General features: G+C 54.1%; 22 protein-coding genes. 11 read left to right on the top strand and 11 right to left on the bottom strand.

Features of this window, described 5'->3' with window-relative positions; genetic code table 11:
• Positions 1-89 precede the first annotated feature (89 nt).
• A complete protein-coding gene (locus tag WLO31_RS08600) occupies positions 90-1,361 on the top strand; it encodes a glycoside hydrolase family 18 protein (protein ID WP_435930031.1) in 1,272 nt (423 codons plus the stop codon).
• 37 nt (positions 1,362-1,398) lie between these two features.
• Here the strand turns inward: WLO31_RS08600 and WLO31_RS08595 are convergent, their stop codons facing one another.
• Complete coding sequence (locus tag WLO31_RS08595) at positions 1,399-1,674, bottom strand: YeaC family protein (RefSeq protein WP_435930561.1); 276 nt, start codon at positions 1,672-1,674, stop codon at positions 1,399-1,401.
• A 43-nt stretch (positions 1,675-1,717) separates the two neighbouring features.
• Positions 1,718-2,131, bottom strand: a complete 414-nt coding sequence (gene msrB, locus WLO31_RS08590) for a peptide-methionine (R)-S-oxide reductase MsrB (protein WP_435930030.1) — start codon at positions 2,129-2,131, stop codon at positions 1,718-1,720.
• 345 nt (positions 2,132-2,476) lie between these two features.
• Between msrB and gapA the strand changes: the two genes are divergently transcribed.
• Both gapA and WLO31_RS08580 read left to right on the top strand, forming a co-directional pair.
• Positions 2,477-3,472 carry a glyceraldehyde-3-phosphate dehydrogenase gene (gapA, locus tag WLO31_RS08585; RefSeq protein WP_435930029.1) on the top strand — a complete coding sequence of 332 codons (996 nt, stop codon included), beginning with the start codon at positions 2,477-2,479 and terminating at the stop codon, positions 3,470-3,472.
• 85 nt (positions 3,473-3,557) lie between these two features.
• On the top strand, positions 3,558-4,445 hold the full coding sequence (locus tag WLO31_RS08580) for a D-hexose-6-phosphate mutarotase (RefSeq protein WP_435930028.1): 888 nt from the start codon (positions 3,558-3,560) through the stop codon (positions 4,443-4,445).
• Here WLO31_RS08580 and WLO31_RS08575 read toward each other — a convergent pair.
• Positions 4,442-5,287 carry an aldo/keto reductase gene (locus tag WLO31_RS08575; RefSeq protein WP_435930560.1) on the bottom strand — a complete coding sequence of 282 codons (846 nt, stop codon included), beginning with the start codon at positions 5,285-5,287 and terminating at the stop codon, positions 4,442-4,444. The genes WLO31_RS08580 and WLO31_RS08575 overlap by 4 nt on opposite strands.
• 83 nt (positions 5,288-5,370) lie before the next feature.
• Entirely contained in the window at positions 5,371-6,117 is a 747-nt protein-coding gene (locus WLO31_RS08570; RefSeq protein WP_435930027.1) for a MipA/OmpV family protein, read from the bottom strand.
• 426 nt (positions 6,118-6,543) lie between these two features.
• Here WLO31_RS08570 and yeaG point away from each other — a divergent pair, with 426 nt between their 5' ends.
• Together yeaG and WLO31_RS08560 are read left to right on the top strand one after the other, a co-directional pair.
• On the top strand, positions 6,544-8,478 hold the full coding sequence (yeaG, locus tag WLO31_RS08565) for a protein kinase YeaG (RefSeq protein WP_435930026.1): 1,935 nt from the start codon (positions 6,544-6,546) through the stop codon (positions 8,476-8,478).
• A gap of 191 nt (positions 8,479-8,669) precedes the next feature.
• The gene (locus WLO31_RS08560; protein WP_435930025.1) at positions 8,670-9,953 is read left to right on the top strand and encodes a YeaH/YhbH family protein; all 1,284 of its coding nucleotides are present in this window, start codon (positions 8,670-8,672) and stop codon (positions 9,951-9,953) included.
• A gap of 48 nt (positions 9,954-10,001) precedes the next feature.
• Here the strand turns inward: WLO31_RS08560 and WLO31_RS08555 are convergent, their stop codons facing one another.
• Complete coding sequence (locus WLO31_RS08555) at positions 10,002-10,208, bottom strand: hypothetical protein (RefSeq protein WP_435930024.1); 207 nt, start codon at positions 10,206-10,208, stop codon at positions 10,002-10,004.
• Between the two features lie 156 nt (positions 10,209-10,364).
• On the opposite strand from WLO31_RS08555, the gene WLO31_RS08550 reads away from it, so the two are divergent.
• Positions 10,365-10,655, top strand: coding sequence for a Bor family protein (locus WLO31_RS08550; RefSeq protein ID WP_435930023.1), 291 nt, complete (start codon positions 10,365-10,367; stop codon positions 10,653-10,655).
• A 55-nt stretch (positions 10,656-10,710) separates the two neighbouring features.
• Here WLO31_RS08550 and lysM read toward each other — a convergent pair whose 3' ends face one another.
• Positions 10,711-11,157 carry a peptidoglycan-binding protein LysM gene (gene lysM, locus WLO31_RS08545; RefSeq protein ID WP_435930022.1) on the bottom strand — a complete coding sequence of 149 codons (447 nt, stop codon included), beginning with the start codon at positions 11,155-11,157 and terminating at the stop codon, positions 10,711-10,713.
• Positions 11,158-12,024: 867 nt separating this feature from the next.
• Here lysM and WLO31_RS08540 point away from each other — a divergent pair.
• A complete protein-coding gene (locus tag WLO31_RS08540) occupies positions 12,025-13,563 on the top strand; it encodes a methyl-accepting chemotaxis protein (RefSeq protein ID WP_435930021.1) in 1,539 nt (512 codons plus the stop codon).
• Here WLO31_RS08540 and WLO31_RS08535 read toward each other — a convergent pair.
• Entirely contained in the window at positions 13,560-14,345 is a 786-nt protein-coding gene (locus WLO31_RS08535; protein WP_435930020.1) for an AraC family transcriptional regulator, read from the bottom strand. The genes WLO31_RS08540 and WLO31_RS08535 overlap by 4 nt on opposite strands.
• 98 nt (positions 14,346-14,443) lie before the next feature.
• Between WLO31_RS08535 and WLO31_RS08530 the strand changes: the two genes are divergently transcribed.
• Both WLO31_RS08530 and WLO31_RS08525 read left to right on the top strand, forming a co-directional pair.
• Positions 14,444-15,646 (top strand): CynX/NimT family MFS transporter, encoded by a 1,203-nt coding sequence (locus WLO31_RS08530; RefSeq protein WP_435930019.1) that lies wholly within the window; start codon positions 14,444-14,446, stop codon positions 15,644-15,646.
• A 35-nt stretch (positions 15,647-15,681) separates the two neighbouring features.
• On the top strand, positions 15,682-16,431 hold the full coding sequence (locus WLO31_RS08525) for a class I SAM-dependent methyltransferase (RefSeq protein ID WP_435930018.1): 750 nt from the start codon (positions 15,682-15,684) through the stop codon (positions 16,429-16,431).
• Between the two features lie 40 nt (positions 16,432-16,471).
• Here WLO31_RS08525 and WLO31_RS08520 read toward each other — a convergent pair whose 3' ends face one another.
• Positions 16,472-17,179: a CTP synthase C-terminal region-related (seleno)protein gene (locus WLO31_RS08520; protein WP_435930017.1), complete on the bottom strand. Its 708-nt coding sequence runs from the start codon at positions 17,177-17,179 to the stop codon at positions 16,472-16,474.
• Between the two features lie 156 nt (positions 17,180-17,335).
• On the opposite strand from WLO31_RS08520, the gene WLO31_RS08515 reads away from it, so the two are divergent.
• Together WLO31_RS08515 and WLO31_RS08510 are read left to right on the top strand one after the other, a co-directional pair.
• Entirely contained in the window at positions 17,336-17,839 is a 504-nt protein-coding gene (locus WLO31_RS08515) for a DUF523 domain-containing protein (protein ID WP_435930016.1), read from the top strand.
• On the top strand, positions 17,836-18,186 hold the full coding sequence (locus WLO31_RS08510) for a DUF488 domain-containing protein (RefSeq protein ID WP_435930015.1): 351 nt from the start codon (positions 17,836-17,838) through the stop codon (positions 18,184-18,186). Before WLO31_RS08515 ends, WLO31_RS08510 begins: the two co-directional genes overlap by 4 nt.
• On the opposite strand, the gene WLO31_RS08505 is transcribed toward WLO31_RS08510, so the two are convergent.
• From WLO31_RS08505 to cspG, 3 genes are all read right to left on the bottom strand, one after another.
• Positions 18,183-18,488 carry a hypothetical protein gene (locus WLO31_RS08505; protein ID WP_435930014.1) on the bottom strand — a complete coding sequence of 102 codons (306 nt, stop codon included), beginning with the start codon at positions 18,486-18,488 and terminating at the stop codon, positions 18,183-18,185. The two genes, WLO31_RS08510 and WLO31_RS08505, sit on opposite strands and share 4 nt — an antisense overlap.
• 127 nt (positions 18,489-18,615) lie before the next feature.
• On the bottom strand, positions 18,616-18,774 hold the full coding sequence (locus WLO31_RS08500; RefSeq protein ID WP_121267868.1) for a YqaE/Pmp3 family membrane protein: 159 nt from the start codon (positions 18,772-18,774) through the stop codon (positions 18,616-18,618).
• 177 nt (positions 18,775-18,951) lie between these two features.
• A complete protein-coding gene (gene cspG / locus WLO31_RS08495) occupies positions 18,952-19,164 on the bottom strand; it encodes a cold shock protein CspG (RefSeq protein WP_121267867.1) in 213 nt (70 codons plus the stop codon).
• Between the last annotated feature and the right edge of the window lie 326 nt (positions 19,165-19,490).

Below are 19,490 nucleotides of genomic sequence, written 5' to 3'. Positions count from 1 at the left end.
ATAATCATCCTGCTTATTTATTCAGCGCTTAGCTGATTTTCGCCTCTCGGTAGGTTTTAACCGATATTGTCCGTCAAAGAGGAATTGCCATGAAGTTTACGCGTACATTGCTGCCGTTGCTGGCAGCGCTCCCGCTTGCTTTTACCGGTGCTGCACAGGCAGACACTTATCTTTCAGTCGGCTACTTTAACGGCGGCGGCGATGTAACGGCCGGGCCGGGAGGCGACATTAACAAGCTTGATGTCCGCCAGATCACCCACCTTAACTATTCGTTTGGCCTTATCTACAACGATGAAAAAGGTGAAACCAACGCGGCGTTAAAAGATCCCGCTAAGCTGCACCAAATCTGGCTTTCGCCTAAGGTGATGGCCGATCTGGAAAAAATTTCTGCCCTGCGTAAACAGAATCCGCAGCTGAAGGTGCTGCTTTCCGTGGGCGGCTGGGGCGCACGCGGTTTCTCCGGGGCGGCGGCAAGCCCGGAAAGCAGAGCCATTTTTATCCGTTCGGCGCAGGAGGTTATTAAGCGCTACGGGCTGGACGGTATCGACCTTGACTGGGAGTATCCGATTAACGGCGCGTGGGGGCTGGTGGATGCCGCTGAGGCAGATCGCGACAACTTCACCGCCCTGCTTAACGAGCTGCGCCAGGCGCTGGGTAAAGAGAAGCTGCTGACCATCGCCGTGGGCGCCAACGTGAAAAGCCCCACTGAATGGGTGGACGTAAAAGCTATCGCCCCCGCGCTGGATTACATTAATCTGATGACCTACGACATGGCGTACGGCACGCAATATTTCAACGCCAACCTGTACGATTCGAAAACCTGGCCGACGGTTGCAGCCGCAGATAAGTACAGCGCGGATTTTGTGGTGAACAACTATATAGCGGCAGGCCTGAAGCCTGCGCAGATGAACCTCGGCATCGGCTTCTATGGCCGCGTACCCAAGCGCGCCACCGAACCCGGCATCGACTGGGATAAACCAGACGCGGCAAAGCATCCTGTCACGCAGCCTTATTTTGGCGCGCCGGAGAAAGCGCTCTTCGCGTCATTCGGCTTAGATCTGACTAAAGACAGCTATTTCAAATATAACGATATCGTCAGCAAGCTGCTTAACGATCCGCAGAAGCGCTTCACGGAACACTGGGATGAGGATGCGAAGGTGCCTTATCTGACCGTGAAGTCTTCAGAGGGCAAAGATCTCTTTGCTATCTCTTATGAAAATCCACAATCCGTGGCGGTTAAAGCGGAGTACATCAAGCGTAAGGGATTGGGCGGCGCGATGTTCTGGGAGTACGGCGCTGACGATAAAAACCAGCTAGCGAAGCAGCTTGCGCAAACGCTGGGGATCCAGACCGGAGAGTAATCTGACCTCCCTCTCCCTGCAGGGAGAGGGAGCATCACTATAGCTTCACCGTCACAATCGGCGCAGGCTCAATGCCGAACTCTGCTTTCAGCTGCTGCTTGCTCTTCATCACGATATTGCCGTCGGTGCCGATGGACATATGCTGAGCATCAACGTTATGCCGCGTTTGCCACATCATCACCAGCTGCAGACTGTTTTCTTTCTGGTCTGGGGTTAACGCCACGCCGTCCGGCCATTTACCTAACTCAACCGCGGTCACCAGACGCTGATAAATTTCCGGCGTCATCGCGGCCAACATTTCATCCAGATTCATCATGCGGATTGCTTCCTGTGGAATAATTGGCTGAATCGATTTTTCACCCTTTCGTTTGCTCGCCGTCTTTCTCATCGGTGAAGCTTAACGATGCGGAGTTCACACAGTAGCGTTCGCCTGTAGGCTGCGGCCCGTCAGGGAAAACGTGCCCCAGATGCGCTTCGCAGCTGCCGCAGCGGATCTCGACTCGCTCCATGCCGTGTGAGAAATCTTTGATGTAACGAATGGCCGTCTCGCTGACCGGCTCGTAAAAGCTCGGCCAGCCGCAGCCGGAGTCGTACTTGGTTTCGGACATAAACAGCGGCGCATCGCAGACCAGGCAGTGATAGACACCGTCACGTTTGTTATGCAGCAGACGGCCCGAAAACGGTGGCTCAGTGCCGTGTTGTTGGGTGACGTAAAACTGCATCTCGTTAAGGTTTTTCTTAGCGGAATCAGGGGGTAATTGGTTAGCCATATGCGTAGGCCTCGGGCAATAACTGCAGTGACTGATAACAGCATGATTCTAACAAAAAATTAACAACGCCGCGCAGCTTTTTGTTCTAAACTTAGGCCTGAATTTCTGATGCGGCACTAATTGTGATTCACATCACATTTTTGTTGTTTCTGCCCTTTAAAATGCCCGAATTCATCCCCATATGGTCAACAGCCAAAAGGGAAACGTTAAGCGGATTTATCGTACGGCCGGTCTCCACAGGATTGATTTGTCGCAATGATTGACACGATTCCGCTTGACGCTGCGTAAGGTTTTTGTAATTTTACAGGCAACCTTTTATTCACTAACAAATAGCTGGTGGAATATATGACTATCAAAGTAGGTATCAACGGTTTTGGCCGTATCGGCCGCATTGTTTTCCGTGCTGCTCAGGAACGTTCTGACATTGAAATCGTTGGTATCAACGATCTGTTAGACGCTGAATACATGGCGTACATGCTGAAGTACGACTCCACTCACGGTCGTTTCAACGGTACCGTAGAAGTGAAAGACGGCCATCTGGTCGTCAACGGCAAAACCATCCGTGTTACCGCTGAAAAAGATCCGGCTAACCTGAAGTGGAACGAAATCGGCGTTGACGTTGTTGCCGAAGCTACCGGTATCTTCCTGACCGACGAAACCGCTCGTAAGCACATCACTGCCGGCGCGAAAAAAGTCGTTCTGACTGGTCCTTCCAAAGACAACACCCCAATGTTCGTTCGTGGTGCAAACTTTGAAAAATACGCAGGCCAGGACATCGTTTCTAACGCCTCCTGCACCACTAACTGCCTGGCGCCACTGGCTAAAGTTATCAACGACAACTTCGGTATCGTTGAAGGCCTGATGACCACCGTTCACGCTACCACCGCTACGCAGAAAACCGTTGATGGCCCGTCTCACAAAGACTGGCGCGGCGGCCGTGGCGCGGCTCAGAACATCATCCCTTCATCTACCGGCGCTGCTAAAGCCGTAGGTAAAGTACTGCCAGAGCTGAACGGTAAACTGACCGGCATGGCGTTCCGCGTGCCAACGCCTAACGTATCCGTTGTTGACCTGACCGTACGTCTGGAAAAAGCAGCCTCCTACGAAGAAATCAAGAAAGCCATCAAAGCCGCTTCTGAAGGCGAAATGAAAGGCGTTCTGGGTTACACCGAAGACGACGTTGTTTCTACCGATTTCAACGGCGAAGTTTGCACTTCCGTGTTCGATGCCAAAGCTGGTATCGCACTGAACGACAACTTCGTGAAACTGGTTTCCTGGTACGACAACGAAACCGGCTACTCAAACAAAGTACTGGACCTGATTGCACACATCTCCAAATAAGTTGAGATGAGCAGTTAATCCATAAGGGCGACCATGCGGTCGCCTTTTTTTTCGCATTCATGCATTCGATAGAAAGGTTGAGTCAATGATTACTAAAATTTTTGCCCTTCCGGTTATTGAACAAATCACCCCCGTTATCTCCCGGCGTCAGCTTGACGAGCTGGCAGTGCTTGTTATCGATCATCCACAGGTACGCGCCTCCGTGGCTCTGCAAGGGGCGCACCTGCTCTCCTGGAAACCGGCCGGTGAAGAAGAAGTGCTGTGGCTGAGTGACAACACGCCGTTTAAAAATGGCAAAGCGCTGCGCGGCGGCGTGCCGCTCTGCTGGCCGTGGTTTGGCCCGGCTGAGGATAAAGATCTGCCCGCGCACGGTTTCGCCCGTAATTTGCCCTGGACGCTGAGCGCGCACAGTGAAGATGCCAGCGGCGTTTCGCTGACGTTCGAACTGCAAAGCAATGATGAAACCCGTAAGCTCTGGCCGCATGACTTCACTCTGTATGCGCGTTACAAGCTGGGTGAAACCTGCGAGATAGAGCTTGAAGCGCACGGTGAGTTTGAAGTCACCAGCGCCCTGCATACCTATTTCAACGTGGGCAATATTGCCGATGTGAAGGTAAGCGGCCTGGGCAATGCGTATATCGACAAGGTGCTCGGCGGTGAAAAAGGTGAGCTGGCCGACGGCGTGCAAACCTTCCCGGATCGCACCGATCGCGTTTACCTGGCGGCAGAAGCATGCAGCGTAATCCATGATGCAAGCCTGAAGCGCAACATTGACGTTGAGCATCGCCACCACAGCAACGTAGTAGGCTGGAACCCGGGCCCGGCGCTTTCCGCCTCTATGGGCGATATGCCGGACGATGGCTACAAAACTTTTGTTTGCGTGGAAACCGCCTGCGTGACAACGTCACAAAAAGCGGACACCGATAAGCCGGCGCGCCTCGCGGCAATGCTGCGTGTTGCAAAGAACGGCTAGACCATAGCTAAAGGCGTTTTGTGGCCCGGTGCCGGAAACGCCTTTTCCATCACGGCAATCTCTTCGTTACTTAAGGATATATCGAGCGCGGCAGCGTTCTCTTTCACATGCGCTACGCTGCCAGCTTTTGGAATCGCCATCACGCCGTTATGGCTTATCACCCACGCCAGTAATAACTGCGCGACGGTTACGCCCTTCTCTGCGGCCAGCTGATGCAGCGCCGGATGATGCATCAATCCCTCTCGCAATCGCCCCGCCTGAGCCAGCGGACAGTAGGCCATCACCGGCATGTTTTGTTGCTGACACCAGGGCAGCAAATCGTACTCAATGCCGCGCGAAGCTAAATGATAAAGCACCTGATTGGTTGCGCACTCAGCGCCGCCCGCAAGCGCCGTCAATTCCCGCATATCGTCATAATCGAGATTTGACACGCCCCAGCGGCGGATTTTCCCTTGCTGCTTCAGGAGCTGCATGGCGCTGATGGTCTCTTCGAGCGGAATATCGCCGCGCCAGTGCAGCAGATAGAGATCGAGATAATCGGTCTGCAGGCGTTTGAGGCTGGCTTCACAGGCCGCTATGGCGCGCTGTCCGCCCGCATGCCAGGGATAGGCTTTAGAGACGAGAAAAACGTCAGCGCGTCGGCCGCTAATCGCTTCGCCAACGATTCGTTCCGCGCCGCCCTCGGCGTACATTTCAGCCGTGTCGATTAATTTCAGGCCCAGATCGATACCTGCCTGCAGGGCATGAACTTCGTTCCGGCGCTGCAACGCCTGCTCGCCCATCGCCCAGGTCCCCTGCCCGATTGCCGGTAACCTCTGATTTACTGAAAAATGAATCTGCATGGCCATAACGCCTCCTTAACAGGTTGCCTCACCATAATGCAAACGGGGCGCAAGCGCCCCGTAAGAATAGACAAATTGCACCATCAGAAACTATAGGTTATGCCTGCAGAGATCAGGCTGCTCCATGATCTATCAACCATCGGGCTGTCTTTGATTTCATCGCCCAGGCGGGTGTAGCGCCCCGTGCCGTATACGCTCCAGTCGTCCGCAAACTTGTAGCTCGCCGTCAGCTCCAGATACGGGTTCCAGCTATCGTCAGCATCATAGCTGTTCAGACCGCTACGTCTCGCCTCATGATGGGAAACCCCATAATAGTAATCATTGTAGTGTTCGCTGTGCCACGCCATACCAATGCCCGGCGTCAGGGTTAACGCGCCGTTGGTATAGCGGTACAGCCAGGCCAGATCCCAGACGATACCGTTGCTGTTGTCCAGCGTATCGCCCGACAGCGCCGTGCGCAGGAAACCATATTGAGTGTTATGGACATATGACAGCCCCGCCATCATGGTGCTTTTACGCTTGTCCAGACGGCGTAACTGGCGATCGTCGCTGTCGCCCGGTTTAAAGTAGGTAGGCGAGTAATAGGCCATGATTGACAGTTTGTCGGCCTGGTCGTTCCACAGATAGTAGCCGCCGCCCAGCCCACGGAACCAGAAGTCATCCCCTTCATAGGTGACAATCGGTATCGGATAGATATCGCGGTCATACTGCTTATACGGGCTCTCAACGACGCCAACGCCTGCACCAACAGACCACTGACCGGCCGCGCTCGCGGTGCCCATTGAAGAAGCAATAATGACGCTCAATGCCAGAAGTTTGAATTTGGTCACAATCCATTAAGTCCTTTAATCAAATAATCAGCGGAACAAGTGTAACCGCGCCACCCTTTTCTCCCAAATTTTTTACAAATCGAAAAACCTTAGCAATCAACCAGCGTGGCAGAAAAGGATTTCATTCTCTTTTCACTTTCATGACGGCCGTATGAATCCGACGGCGGCGCTTTACGCCAGATAGAGAAATAGTCGGATGAGTTATTGATATGTCTTTGAAAGTGGTCCGGGGCCGTATGCAAGTTTTGCAAATGCCATCTACGCTTTATTTTAAGAAGGTGAATTACTCTGACGGCAGTACCGAAAAGCACCACAACAGATAAGTTGGCATAAGGGTTGCTGTACTCAGAATACGTCTTCCGGGAGCCCCTATTACTATTACCTTCGGCTCTCTAACCTGTGCTAAAAACGAAAGGACGGCATGCCATGAATATATTCGATCACTATCGCCAGCGTTATGAAGCTGCCAAGGACGAAGAGTTCACACTGCAGGAATTTCTCGCTATCTGTAAGCAGGATCGCAGCGCCTATGCCAACGCGGCAGAAAGGCTATTGATGGCCATTGGTGAGCCAGTAATGGTGGATACTGCCACAGAGCCGCGGCTGTCCCGTCTCTTTTCGAACCGGGTCATCTCCCGTTATCCGGCGTTTGAAGAGTTCTATGGTATGGAAGAAGCCATTGAGCAAATCGTTTCCTATCTGAAACATGCGGCTCAGGGGCTTGAAGAGAAGAAGCAAATTCTGTATTTACTGGGGCCGGTCGGCGGCGGTAAATCCTCACTCGCCGAACGCCTGAAGGCGCTGATGCAGCGAGTGCCGATCTATACCCTGAGCGCCAACGGCGAACGCAGCCCGGTAAACGATCACCCGCTGTGCCTGTTCAACCCCCAGGAAGATGCCTCGATCCTTGAAAAAGAGTACGGCGTACCTAACCGCTACCTGGGCACAATTATGTCGCCGTGGGCGGCGAAACGCCTGCATGAATTTGGCGGCGATATCACCAAATTCCGCGTGGTAAAAGTCTGGCCGTCTATTCTGGCGCAGATAGCCATCGCCAAAACCGAACCGGGGGATGAGAACAACCAGGATATCTCGGCGCTGGTCGGTAAAGTGGATATCCGCAAGCTGGAAAACCATGCGCAAAACGATCCTGACGCCTATGGCTACTCCGGCGCGCTGTGCCGTGCCAACCAGGGCATCATGGAATTCGTTGAGATGTTTAAAGCGCCGATTAAGGTTCTTCACCCGTTGCTGACCGCAACCCAGGAAGGGAACTATAACGGCACTGAAGGCATCTCCGCCCTGCCGTTTAACGGCATTATTCTGGCGCACTCCAACGAATCGGAATGGGTGACCTTCCGCAATAACAAAAACAATGAGGCGTTCCTCGACCGTGTTTACATCGTCAAGGTGCCTTACTGCCTGCGCATCTCCGAAGAGATGAAAATTTACGAGAAGCTGCTTAATCACAGCGAGCTTTCCCACGCGCCTTGCGCCCCGGGCACGCTCGAAACGCTGTCGCGCTTCTCTATTCTTTCACGTCTGAAAGAGCCGGAAAACTCCAGCATCTACTCCAAAATGCGGGTATATGACGGTGAAAGCCTGAAAGATACCGACCCGAAAGCGAAGTCCTACCAGGAATATCGCGACTACGCTGGCGTGGATGAAGGCATGAACGGGCTGTCGACGCGTTTCGCGTTCAAAATCCTGTCGCGCGTGTTTAACTTCGATCATGTCGAGGTCGCGGCCAACCCGGTACACCTTTTCTACGTGCTGGAACAACAGATCGAACGCGAGCAGTTCCCGCAGGATCTGGCGGAGAAATATCTGGAGCACCTGAAAGGCTATCTGATCCCGAAATATGCTGAATTCATCGGCAAAGAGATCCAGACGGCATATCTTGAATCCTATTCAGAATACGGGCAGAACATCTTCGACCGTTATGTCACCTACGCTGACTTCTGGATTCAGGATCAGGAGTACCGCGACCCGGACACCGGCCAGCTCTTTGACCGCGAATCCCTGAATGCGGAGCTGGAAAAAATTGAAAAACCGGCCGGCATCAGCAACCCGAAAGATTTCCGTAATGAAATCGTCAACTTCGTGCTGCGGGCGCGGGCTAACAACAACGGTCGTAATCCTAACTGGACCAGCTACGAGAAGCTGCGCACGGTTATTGAGAAGAAAATGTTCTCCAATACCGAAGAGCTGCTGCCCGTTATCTCATTCAACGCCAAAACCTCGACCGACGAGCAGAAGAAACACGATGACTTTGTCGATCGTATGATGGAGAAAGGCTACACCCGCAAACAGGTCCGCCTGCTGTGCGAATGGTATCTGCGGGTGCGTAAATCTTCATAACGTCTATGCCCTGAAGAAATCGGGTTGTGGTCAGGCAGCAAGGGGCTTTCCCCGGGCGCTTACAATAGTAGGCGGCCGGGGGAGTAAGTGCAGCCGGCGTTGCCACATCCTGAAGCATGACGGGATTAAGCCACAAATGGGCGCCACAACCGTGTCGCCCCTGCGCAGTCGGCAAAGAAGTTGGGGGAACTATGGCCTATTTTATTGACAGGCGACTGAACGGCAAAAACAAGAGCGCGGTCAACCGCCAGCGCTTCCTGCGCCGCTATAAGGCACAAATCAAACAGTCGATTTCCGAGGCCATCAACAAGCGTTCGGTAACCGACGTGGACAGCGGCGAGTCCGTCTCCATTCCCAGTGAAGATATCAGCGAGCCGATGTTCCACCAGGGCCGCGGCGGCCTGCGCCATCGCGTGCATCCCGGTAACGATCATTTTGTACAGAACGACCGCATCGAGCGCCCGCAGGGCGGCGGCGGCGGTTCAGGCGGCGGGCAGGGTCAGGCAAGCCCGGACGGTGAAGGTCAGGACGAATTCGTCTTTCAGATCTCAAAAGATGAATATCTCGACCTGTTGTTTGAAGACCTTGCGCTGCCCAATCTGCAGAAAAACCAGCAGCGGCAGCTCAACGAGTTTAAAACGCATCGTGCGGGATATACCTCTAACGGCGTGCCTGCAAATATCTCCGTGGTTCGCTCACTGCAAAACTCGCTGGCGCGGCGCACGGCGATGACCGCCGGAAAACGCCGTCAGCTGCACGAGCTGGAAGACAGCCTTGAAACCGTCAGCAAAAGCGAACCTGCGCAGCTGCTGGAAGAAGAGCGACTGCGCAAAGAGATAGCGGAGCTGCGCGAGAAAATCGCCCGCGTGCCGTTTATCGATACGTTCGATCTGCGCTACAAAAACTACGAAAAACGCGCCGAGCCTTCAAGCCAGGCCGTTATGTTCTGTCTGATGGACGTCTCCGGTTCAATGGACCAGGCCACCAAGGACATGGCAAAGCGTTTTTATATCCTGCTCTATTTGTTCCTGAGCAGAACCTATAAAAACGTGGAAGTGGTTTATATCCGCCACCACACCCAGGCGAAAGAGGTGGATGAGCACGAGTTCTTCTATTCGCAGGAGACCGGCGGCACCATAGTCTCAAGCGCCTTAAAGCTGATGGATGAAGTCGTGAAAGAAAGATATGACCCGACGCAGTGGAACATCTATGCCGCGCAGGCGTCAGATGGCGATAACTGGGCGGATGATTCGCCGCTGTGTCACGAGCTGCTGGCGAAAAAACTGCTGCCGGTGGTGCGCTATTACAGCTACATCGAAATCACCCGGCGCGCGCACCAGACGCTGTGGCGCGAATATGAAGACCTGCAGGCAACCTTCGATAATTTTGCAATGCAGCACATCCGCGATCAGGACGATATCTATCCTGTGTTCCGGGAGCTTTTCCACAGGCAGAACAGCGATTCCTACAATTAAACAAAAAAATCAGCCAGTTAATTAAAAATACTGGCTGATTTTCGCAGCTTATTTACCCGGGTCCTTGTACGGATCTTTCTTATCATCCTCGCTGTCGTCGCGAGTACGCGGTATCTCTCCATGTTTTTTAGGTTCATCCCCGATCGGACGATCGTCTTCTTCATGGGCGTTAGCGGCGTCAGGCGCCACCTCCGGCAGGCCTTTGCTGGCCTCGCCCTCTTTGCTGCGATGTTCGTTTGAATCAAGTTTCGACATAACCTTCTCCTTTTGTTCCCGTCACCTTAAGCACCTTGTAGCCGCTAACAGCAGACCCGCCAGCGCTATCAGATCCAGGGAGTTGCCGTTTGTAACATTTGGTGTGTACTATTTTCAGCGATACAGCATGGGCTTATTACACAAAAAAGGCATGATATGAAAAAGCTGCTTATGGTTATTCTGGCCGCCACGGCCATTTCTGGATGTGCACAGCAAACCTTCTCTGTAAACAAAGGCGTAACCGCTGCACCGCAACAGGTTACTACCCATCACTTCTTCGTAAGCGGTATTGGCCAGAAGAAACAAATTGACGCGGCCCAGGTTTGCGGCGGCGCTGATAAGGTCCTTAGCACCGAAGTCCAGCAGACGTTTGTTAATGGCCTGCTTGGCGTTGTTACCTTCGGCATTTATACGCCGCGTGAAGCGCGAGTGTATTGCACTAAGTAATTCAAGCTACATAAGTTTTATATTAAAACGCCCACCGTTCGGTGGGCGTTTTGCATTATTTCGGCACTCTCAGCACCTGCCCTGGATAGATTTTTTCCGGGCTTTTAAGCATCGGCTTGTTGGCCTCGAAAATCTTGTTGTACTGGTTTGCGTCGCCGTAAACCTGCTTTGAAATCGCGCTCAGGGTATCGCCTGATTTCACGGTGTAATACTGGCTCTCTTCAGCCGCTTCTTTCACCGTCACCTTATCTTCCACGCCGGCGATGCCCGCCACGTTACCGACGGCTATCAGGATTTTCTCTTTCGCTTCCTGGCTTAGCCCTTCGCCGGTTACGACAGCCTTGCCGTCTGCAACTTTTACATCGACTTTATCCGCATCCGGCACGCCGGTTTTTTTCAGGTGCTCTTTAAGGAGTTCGTTCTGATCGGCGGCGTGCGCCGTTCCGGTAACCGCATGCAGTATTTTCTCGCCTGCTTCTTTTACGAAACTGATTAAACCCATATCTCCTCCTGATAATTTTAGGTCGGGTAGTAACAACACTATCAACATCAAAGTCTAGCAGAGGAAAACACCTTGCGGGCTGGAACGCGTCGAAGCGCGAAAATGAATACAAAATGCGGCGGCAAAGCAGTTGCCTGCCGCTCCGGCCTCGTCATGTTCCCAGCCATGAACCTGGGCCAGCGCAAGCGCGGAAACCCGCGGCCCGCCCACAAAAAGGACGTGAAGGAATCCGTCACCTGCGCATGCACCGGCGTCATGTTTATCTCCTCCGCAATGAGGACGGATTTACCTGACTGCAGAAGCGCAACACGGTTAGCCCAATTAGTAGCAAACATTTCCAGCTTGTCGCCACGATAATCTAGTTAAATCAAATGGATAGTAGATAAAACATTATTTTTTAAGGTCCGGGACTCCAGGCGGCGTCCTGGTATTGAAAATAGGCTTACTTTCTACGCCCGCTTTGTGAATAGCCACCAGCCGGCTGGCCTGCGCCGACGTTGCTTAAAGCCTGCAAAACGACAGAAGAATTAAAGCAGCAAACTCAGATTTATGGGATGTCATTGCCTGTGCCATATATTTCCCTTGTTTCCCCCGCCTGTTAGCTGGAGAAGATTTTACGCGCCCGTAAACGCAGCTTGTTGTCTGATGAATAATCGATCGTGACATATACGCAAAACATCTTAACCAGCCCAATATTAAAATTTTTGCTTATAGATTCTGAAATAGTTTCTCTAACAAACTGTTTTTAAATATAAAAAAAGAAGAATTTAGCCAATAAAGTGTGATGCGCTCTTTGTTTTTAACATCCCGGTAAAAAGTTTCCATTCTCTCAGGCCGATAACTTTGCCAGTTAAAAGGAGAGATAAAATGAAATCACTGACCCACAATTTGTTGTTATTGATCTGCTGTTCCGTGCTGATGTCGGCGCTGGTTACCGCCATTGCGCTCTATGGCAGCCAGCAGAGCGCGCACAATACCGCGCGCGGCATGCTGGCCAAGGATCTGGTGTCGGACATCCATCCCGCCCCGGTCTATCTTATCGAGATGCGGCTGGTGCTTTCTCGCGTGGTGGAAGGCACCCTGACCGTCGATCAGGCCGATAGCGAAGTAAAGCGTCTTGATAAACTCTGGCATCAAAGAATCGACTACTGGAAAAGCGTTTTGCCGCCGGAGCTGCAGAAGAAACTGCTGGGCGCGCAGTACACCGCCGGGCTGGCGATGATCAAAGAAGCAAACGACCTGATTGAGCTGATTCGCAGCGGTGCGCCGACGCCGCTCTTCGAGAGGCTTAAAGCGGCGGATAAGCACTTCTTCGCCCATGAAAAAGGAATTAATGCCTTTGTGCAGGCATCCTCAGACTACGCCAACAGCGCCGTCAACGACGCGCAAAACAGCGCCAGCAACGCGGTAAAATGGCAGATGATTGGCGCTGGCGCGGCGGTGTTATTACTGCTGCTTATCGGCTACTGGGTGCATCGCAATATTTTCAAATCGCTGGGCGCGGAACCGGCGCAGGTGGCTGAGATCGCCAGCGCCGTCGCCAGTGGCGATCTGACCCGCCATGTGCCCGTGCGGGAAGGCGATACGCAAAGCGTGATGGCCGCCATGAAAACCATGTGTGAAGAATTAACGATGATTATTAATATCGTTCACCAGAGCAGCGATCATATTAGCAACAGCTCCGGTGAAATCGTCAGCGGCAACGTGGACCTGGCTTCCCGCACCGAGGAGCAGGCCAGCGCGCTGGAACAGACCGCCTCTTCAATGGAAGAGATGACCGCCACGGTAAAACAGAACGCCGGGAATGCGCAAACCGCAAGCCAGATTGCGGCTGCGGCCTCACGTAGCGCCGAACAGGGCGGCGCCGTCGTAGCCCGCGTGGTGCAGACCATGGACGAGATCTCCGCATCCGCCAGCAAAATCACCGACATTATCAGCGTCATCGACGGTATCGCTTTCCAGACCAATATTCTGGCGCTTAACGCCGCGGTGGAAGCCGCCCGCGCCGGTGACCAGGGACGTGGATTCGCGGTGGTGGCCGGGGAAGTTCGCAGCCTTGCGCAGCGCAGCGCGGGCGCGGCAAAAGAGATAAAAGTGCTGATTGAAAACTCCGTTGCACAGGTCAACCACGGCAGCGAGCTGGTGAACGAGGCGGGCAATACCATCAATACCGCCGTAACGGATGTCAAACGCGTGGCGGCCCTGATGGCGGAAATTACACACGCCAGCGAAGAGCAAAGCAGCGGTATTGCGCAGGTGAGCACCGCCATCAGCCAGATGGACGTCACCACGCAGCAGAACGCGGCGATGGTAAACCAGGCGACGGCTGCGGCGGAGGCGCTACTTGACCAGACTCGCGGGCTACGCGAAGTCGTCTCGCAGTTCCGCCTGAGCAATGCTGTCTAAGAGGTAAGCGACGCCAGGTAACGCCCCGGCGTCGTCCCCAGTGATTTCCTGAACATAGTAATAAAAGCATTGGTGGACTCGTATCCCAGCGCGTCCGCCACCTTCTGTACCGTTTCGCCATCGATTAAGAGTTGCAGGGCGATGATCAGCTGCAGCTGCTGCCGCCAGCGGCGGAAATTCAACCCCGTCTCCTTAACCACCAGCCGCGCCAGATTGCGCTCGCTCATTGCCAGCATTTGAGCCCATTGCGCCAGCGTTCGCCGGGCCTGCGGCTCCTGCGCCAGCTGTTCGGCCATCTGACGGATTTTGGGATGGCGGGACATCGGCAAATGCAGCTGCTCAACCGGCTGATGCGGTAGCTCATCAAACAGCACCTGAACCAGGCGCTTTCGCGCAGGCGTGTCGTCCTCGTCGCGGGGATGCCGGGCCAGATGCAGAATCAACTCTCGCACCAGCGGGGAAATTTTTAGCGTACAGCACTGGTCCGGCATCGTTACCGCGCCGGGTTCGATAAACAAAAAACAGATCCGTGCGTTGGCGGTGGCGCGATTGCTGTGCGGCATCGAGCCCGGGATCCAGACCGCGTATTGCGTCGGCACCATCCACATCGCCTGCTCTACTTCGCAGGTTATTCCGCCGTGCAAAGCAACGATCAGCTGGCCCTTGCGGTGCTGATGAAAAGGTATTTCCCTGACGCTTTCCGCCACGCGTATGCGAAAAGCCTGGGCAGGCTGCAGGCTGCTGTCCGGGTCGAATCCTTCTAAGGCTAAACCACGCTCCATTATTCTGTCCGAATTTAGGGATAAACTGTCATTTTACGTTGATTTGCTCAGCGGCAGAAGCGTGTATCTTTGGGCCTCGATTTTAACGGACATAAAAAATGACGACTTCCTCTTCAGCGAGCATAAAAAAGCGCGGCCTGCTGCTGCTCGGTATTCTGACGATCGCCACGACGCTACGCGTCACCTTTACCGGTGCGGCCCCGCTGCTGGATATGGTGCGCGACGCCTTCGGCCTGACCACGGCTCAGACCGGCGTGCTGACTACGCTTCCCCTGCTGGCCTTTGCGATTGTTTCGCCGATGGCGGCCGGTATCGCCCGGCGCTTCGGCACGGAACGCAGCTTGTCTGGCGCCATGATCGTCATCTGTGCGGGCATCGCGCTGCGTTCGGCAGGCAGCGCTTCGCTGCTGTATATCGGCACCGCAATTATTGGCTGCGGTATCGCGATGGGCAACGTGCTGCTGCCGAGCCTGATTAAACGCGATTTCCCAGGCCAGGTTGCGCGCCTTACCGGTGCATACTCGCTGACGATGGGCGTGGCGGCGGCTATTGGTTCCGTTATGGTGGTGCCCATTGCGCTGCACGGCTACGGCTGGAACGGCGCGCTGCTGGCGTTGATGATCTTTCCTGCTGTCGCGCTGCTGCTGTGGCTGCCTCAGTTAGCGAACCATACGCCTGCGAATCTGAGCAGCAACAGCGCGCTGCACAGCCGCGGCATCTGGTCCTCGCCGCTCGCCTGGCAGGTTACGATGTATCTGGGCATTAACTCGCTGATTTACTATGTGATCATCGGCTGGCTGCCTTCGATCCTGATTAGTCACGGATACAGCGAAGCGCGGGCAGGCTCCCTGCACGGCCTGTTACAGCTGGCGACCGCTGTTCCCGGCCTGGTTATCGGCCTGATGCTAAGCCGCCTGAAAGATCAGCGCGGCATCGCGGTGTTAATGGCGCTGCTGTGGTGCCTGAGCGCCGTCGGCCTGTGGCTGCTGCCTGACTTCGCAGGCGTCTGGGTTTGCATCGGTGGATTTGGGTCCGGCGCGGCGATGATTCTGGGCCTGTCGTTTATCGGCCTGCGTACCGGCTCTGCGCATCAGGCGGCTGCGCTTTCCGGTATGGCGCAGTGCGTGGGCTATTTACTGGCGGCGTTCGGCCCGCCCGTAATGGGGAAAATCCACGACGTTTCAGGCGACTGGAACTTGCCTCTGCTGGGATGCGCGTTACTCTCTATAGCCATGGCGGCATTCGGGGCCTGGGCTGGCCGCAACGCTGAAATCGGCTCTGCGGCTGACGCCAGGACCTGATGCCCTGAGCGAAATCACCCACCTGGAGAGCGACAATGCAAAAAGAAGCTGAGCCATCGGCACCACAGAACATTTTTGACGACCCGATTTTTTTTGAGAACTATCGGCAGCTGCGCGAGAGCGATTCCGGGCTGAATGGCTTACTGGAACTGCCGGCGCTCTATTCCCTGCTTCCCGAACTCGCCGGGCTGTCGGTGCTGGATCTCGGCTGCGGCTTCGGGGATTTCGCCCGCTATGCCCGTAAACACGGAGCCGCCAGCATCCTCGGCGTGGATGTTTCGCAGAAAATGCTCGCTCAGGCCAGGGCCTGCACGAATGACGAAAGTATTGTCTATCAGCATCTCGCCATCGAGCAGTTTCAGACCCGGGAGCAGGAGTTCGATCTGGCCGTCTCTTCGCTGGCGCTGCATTACATCGAAGATTTCCGGGCGCTGTGCGGGAAAGTTTTTGCCTCGTTAAAACCTGGCGGCCAGTTTATATTTTCCGTTGAGCACCCGATGTGCACGGCCTTTCAGATTGGTTGGGTGCCGTATGAAAATGGCGACGTCTGGCCCGTGGACCACTATCAGGAACAAACGCTGCGGCATACCGCATGGTTTGTGGAAGACGTGCAAAAATATCACCGGACGGTAGAAACCTACGTCAATACGCTGCTGGATAGCGGCTTTGCGCTGACTCGTTTACTTGAGCCAAAACCGCGAGACGAAGCCGTCGCCCTGCGTCCCGACCTCGCCAGACAGTGCCGCCGCCCGCCTTTCCTGCTGCTGCGCGCGGCTAAGATCTGATTTACCGGCGGGTAACGCCACGCTTACCCGCCCCTTTCTGCTATTGCTGCGCTGCGCGAAGCAGAGCCTCAACCAGCGGCGCCGGCTGGTCTTTTAAAGCGTTGCGTTCGTGCTGGAACAGCGTCCCTACGAAGAAGGGATGATCGGTCAGCTCCACCGCACGGATTTCGCCCTGCTTATCCCAACCGGTGGCTTTCAGAGGGTAAGACTCAAGCGCTGCGGTAAACAGCTCAGCGATGCCGTAATTGCAGTGGTAGCCCTCTTCTATTTTTGTCGTTCCGTAAGCGCGGGCAATCTTTGAATCTTCCGCCAGCTCAATAACGTCGGATTTCTCCAGCAGCGAGCAGGTTAATGGCGCAATAACCAGCCGTCCGTCGCTGTCCATTTCCGCATGTCCCGCGTCATCCCAGCCCATCACGTTGCGGGCATATTCAACGATTGAATACTGGAATCCTCCGCAGGTGCCGAGGAAGGGAATCGCGTTTTCACGCGCATAACGTATCGCCAGAAACGCGCCGTCGTCATTCTGGTAAGGGCTGGCGGGAACGCACCAAATTGCGTCGTAGCCGATTAAATCTTCCGCGCTGGTTACTTCCGGAGTCGGTAGCCAGTCATAGTCTGCGGTTACGCCGACGACCGCAGCCGCATTGTCCAGCGCCTGTGGAATAGCCTGATGTGCAATAACCGCCGGGTTAAAATCACCGACTAACGCAATACGAAGAGTGGATTTCAGAACAGAGGCTGGCATTTCTTTGCTTATCCTTATGTCTGCAAGCGGGAGTAACATAAGGCATCATAGCGTAATCGCTTCTGGCCTGGCTGGCAACGCCAGGAATTGGCAGGGTGGAAATTGATAATCGCCTTGTAGTACCGTAGCCCTTCACCCCGCAAAAAGCCTTACGCTATGAAAGCAAAAATTCTGGTCAGCGCCTGTCTGATGGGCTTTAAAGTGCGCTATAACGGCCGCGATAAACCGTGGGTTGCCGCGGCGCTGGAACGCTGGCGGCAGGAGCAACGGCTGGTCATCCATTGCCCCGAGCTTGCGGCAGGCATGGATACCCCGCGGTTACCCGCAGAGCTTGCCGGAGGCGACGGTAGCGCCGCCTTAACTGGCGCGGCCTGCATTCTGGAAAGCGACGGCAGCGATGTCACTCAGCCTTATCTGCTGGCCGCCTGGCTTGCGCTCAAAGCCGCCCAGGAAAACGGCTGTCAGTTCGCCCTGCTGACCGACGGCAGCCCGACCTGCGGCAGTCAAAAGATTTATGACGGACATTTCCGGGGCGTGACCATACCCGGCGTGGGCGTGGCGGCAGCGCTGCTTCGTCAGCATGGCATCGAGGTGTTTGCTGAACACCAGCTTCCGGGGCTGATAAGCCGGATAGAAGAGTTTGAACAGGAGGAGCGATGATCCGCTGCAAGCGCGTATATGAGGAGGCCACGCAGGACGATGGCTATCGGGTGCTGGTGGACCGTCTGTGGCCGCGCGGCCTGAAGAAAGCCGATCTGCGCTACGATGAGTGGGCTAAAACGCTGACGCCCTCAACGGAGCTGCGCAAGGCTTTCCACAGTGAAGCCATTGATTTTGCCGAGTTCAGCAAGTGCTATCGTGAGGAACTTAAAGAGGCGGGTGAAGCGGCGCTGGCGCTGGCAAAACGTGCGCAGAGCGAAACGGTCACGCTGCTTTATGGCGCAAAAAACACCGCGCAAAACCACGCCCTGGTGCTGGCTGATTTTTTACGCCATCTGGAAGACTAAAGAACGGCCTGCTTTTCACTCGCCTGCGAAACAGATGGCTTATCAAGCGGCATAAGATGTTCGGCGCGGACAAAGGCATAGCCGACTCTTCCGTCAAATGCCACGACGTCGCCGGTAACTAACCAAAGGGGATAATTCGCTTCTGACGGCAGCTGCGTGATAACGCCGGTTACCGGATTGACAAAACGCTCGCCCGGCAAACACAAGCCAAACAGCTCCACTGCTTTGCCAATATTGACCCGGCCTCTGCCGGTGCGGGAGCCAATAATCATCGCCAGAGTGCCCGGCTTTAACTGAAACATATCACTTCTCTTATCCTGTTCACTTACGCTAAATATCAGAACATTCTTAGCTGTATTTGTAAACAGTAGCAGATAAGAAAAGCATAAAACCCGCCGCAGCGGGTTTCAGAATAGCGGTAAAACTGTATTAATCCCGGGTTTGCACCCAGAAAGCGTGGATCAGCCCCGGAATGTAGCCCAGCAGCGTCAGAATGATATTCAGAATAAAAGCCCAGCCAAACCCTTTACCGATAAGTACGCCAAGGGGCGGGAGCAAAATAGTGATAACTACGCGCCAGAAACCCATAAACTCTCCTGTTTAAAAAAATCCAACTGCTTGTAATGAAAATCTATTTTCTCTTTAAGCCTAGGCTCAAGATCGCTTTTTTGCAAAAATCCACGCCGGATTACCGTCGCGCAGAAACGCAAAAACCCGCCATAAGCGGGTTTTTTAGTTCGCTGAAAACAGCGGGCGTCTTAAGCCTTACAGCGCAACTACGTTAGCTGCTGCCGGGCCTTTAGCGCCGTTCTCAATAGAGAACTCAACTTTCTGACCTTCGTCCAGCGTTTTGAAATCGTTACTCTGGATTGCAGAGAAATGTACGAATACATCTTTGCTGCCGTTGTCAGGAGTGATGAAGCCGAAACCTTTTTCAGCGTTAAACCATTTTACTAAACCAGTCATTTTATTAGACATAGATACTTCCTCAATATATTTGGCCACCTGAAGTGGCGAACGTGGTCTGTATTGCAGAGCGTTTCTTATTTAGGCACTTAGGAGGAGACTCACGCAGAAGGGTATCTATTGTGAACTGCTTTACTAAAACTGCTTTCATAAGGTCTGTGTTCCAAACCGATGACGTATTTACGCATGTCGCCGTATATTAAGCAAGAATTATTTTCAGCAAAAAGATATGATTCTGGTTGGCTAACCGTCTGTAAGATAAGGAAGAGACGCTAAAACAACAAAAAGAGTCCGGCTGCCGAGAGAGGTAAAGTTTTATTTTTCTCCCCATTAAGCGA

Origin of the sequence: Dryocola sharpae, assembly GCF_051307055.1 — a bacterium.
Classification (GTDB): Bacteria; Pseudomonadota; Gammaproteobacteria; order Enterobacterales; family Enterobacteriaceae; genus Dryocola.
This window is presented reverse-complemented; position numbering and strand designations above follow the sequence as displayed.

What these genes read in the sequence shown, in the direction of transcription:
- WLO31_RS08600 (WP_435930031.1), top strand. Translation starts at nt 90, where the DNA reads ATGAAGTTTACGCGTACATTGCTGCCGTTGCTGGCAGCGCTCCCGCTT.
- WLO31_RS08595 (WP_435930561.1), bottom strand. Translation starts at nt 1,674, where the DNA reads ATGAATCTGGATGAAATGTTGGCCGCGATGACGCCGGAAATTTATCAG.
- msrB (WP_435930030.1), bottom strand. Translation starts at nt 2,131, where the DNA reads ATGGCTAACCAATTACCCCCTGATTCCGCTAAGAAAAACCTTAACGAG.
- gapA (WP_435930029.1), top strand. Translation starts at nt 2,477, where the DNA reads ATGACTATCAAAGTAGGTATCAACGGTTTTGGCCGTATCGGCCGCATT.
- WLO31_RS08580 (WP_435930028.1), top strand. Translation starts at nt 3,558, where the DNA reads ATGATTACTAAAATTTTTGCCCTTCCGGTTATTGAACAAATCACCCCC.
- WLO31_RS08575 (WP_435930560.1), bottom strand. Translation starts at nt 5,287, where the DNA reads ATGCAGATTCATTTTTCAGTAAATCAGAGGTTACCGGCAATCGGGCAG.
- yeaG (WP_435930026.1), top strand. Translation starts at nt 6,544, where the DNA reads ATGAATATATTCGATCACTATCGCCAGCGTTATGAAGCTGCCAAGGAC.
- WLO31_RS08560 (WP_435930025.1), top strand. Translation starts at nt 8,670, where the DNA reads ATGGCCTATTTTATTGACAGGCGACTGAACGGCAAAAACAAGAGCGCG.
- WLO31_RS08555 (WP_435930024.1), bottom strand. Translation starts at nt 10,208, where the DNA reads ATGTCGAAACTTGATTCAAACGAACATCGCAGCAAAGAGGGCGAGGCC.
- WLO31_RS08550 (WP_435930023.1), top strand. Translation starts at nt 10,365, where the DNA reads ATGAAAAAGCTGCTTATGGTTATTCTGGCCGCCACGGCCATTTCTGGA.
- lysM (WP_435930022.1), bottom strand. Translation starts at nt 11,157, where the DNA reads ATGGGTTTAATCAGTTTCGTAAAAGAAGCAGGCGAGAAAATACTGCAT.
- WLO31_RS08540 (WP_435930021.1), top strand. Translation starts at nt 12,025, where the DNA reads ATGAAATCACTGACCCACAATTTGTTGTTATTGATCTGCTGTTCCGTG.
- WLO31_RS08535 (WP_435930020.1), bottom strand. Translation starts at nt 14,345, where the DNA reads ATGGAGCGTGGTTTAGCCTTAGAAGGATTCGACCCGGACAGCAGCCTG.
- WLO31_RS08530 (WP_435930019.1), top strand. Translation starts at nt 14,444, where the DNA reads ATGACGACTTCCTCTTCAGCGAGCATAAAAAAGCGCGGCCTGCTGCTG.
- WLO31_RS08525 (WP_435930018.1), top strand. Translation starts at nt 15,682, where the DNA reads ATGCAAAAAGAAGCTGAGCCATCGGCACCACAGAACATTTTTGACGAC.
- WLO31_RS08520 (WP_435930017.1), bottom strand. Translation starts at nt 17,179, where the DNA reads ATGCCAGCCTCTGTTCTGAAATCCACTCTTCGTATTGCGTTAGTCGGT.
- WLO31_RS08515 (WP_435930016.1), top strand. Translation starts at nt 17,336, where the DNA reads ATGAAAGCAAAAATTCTGGTCAGCGCCTGTCTGATGGGCTTTAAAGTG.
- WLO31_RS08510 (WP_435930015.1), top strand. Translation starts at nt 17,836, where the DNA reads ATGATCCGCTGCAAGCGCGTATATGAGGAGGCCACGCAGGACGATGGC.
- WLO31_RS08505 (WP_435930014.1), bottom strand. Translation starts at nt 18,488, where the DNA reads ATGTTTCAGTTAAAGCCGGGCACTCTGGCGATGATTATTGGCTCCCGC.
- WLO31_RS08500 (WP_121267868.1), bottom strand. Translation starts at nt 18,774, where the DNA reads ATGGGTTTCTGGCGCGTAGTTATCACTATTTTGCTCCCGCCCCTTGGC.
- cspG (WP_121267867.1), bottom strand. Translation starts at nt 19,164, where the DNA reads ATGTCTAATAAAATGACTGGTTTAGTAAAATGGTTTAACGCTGAAAAA.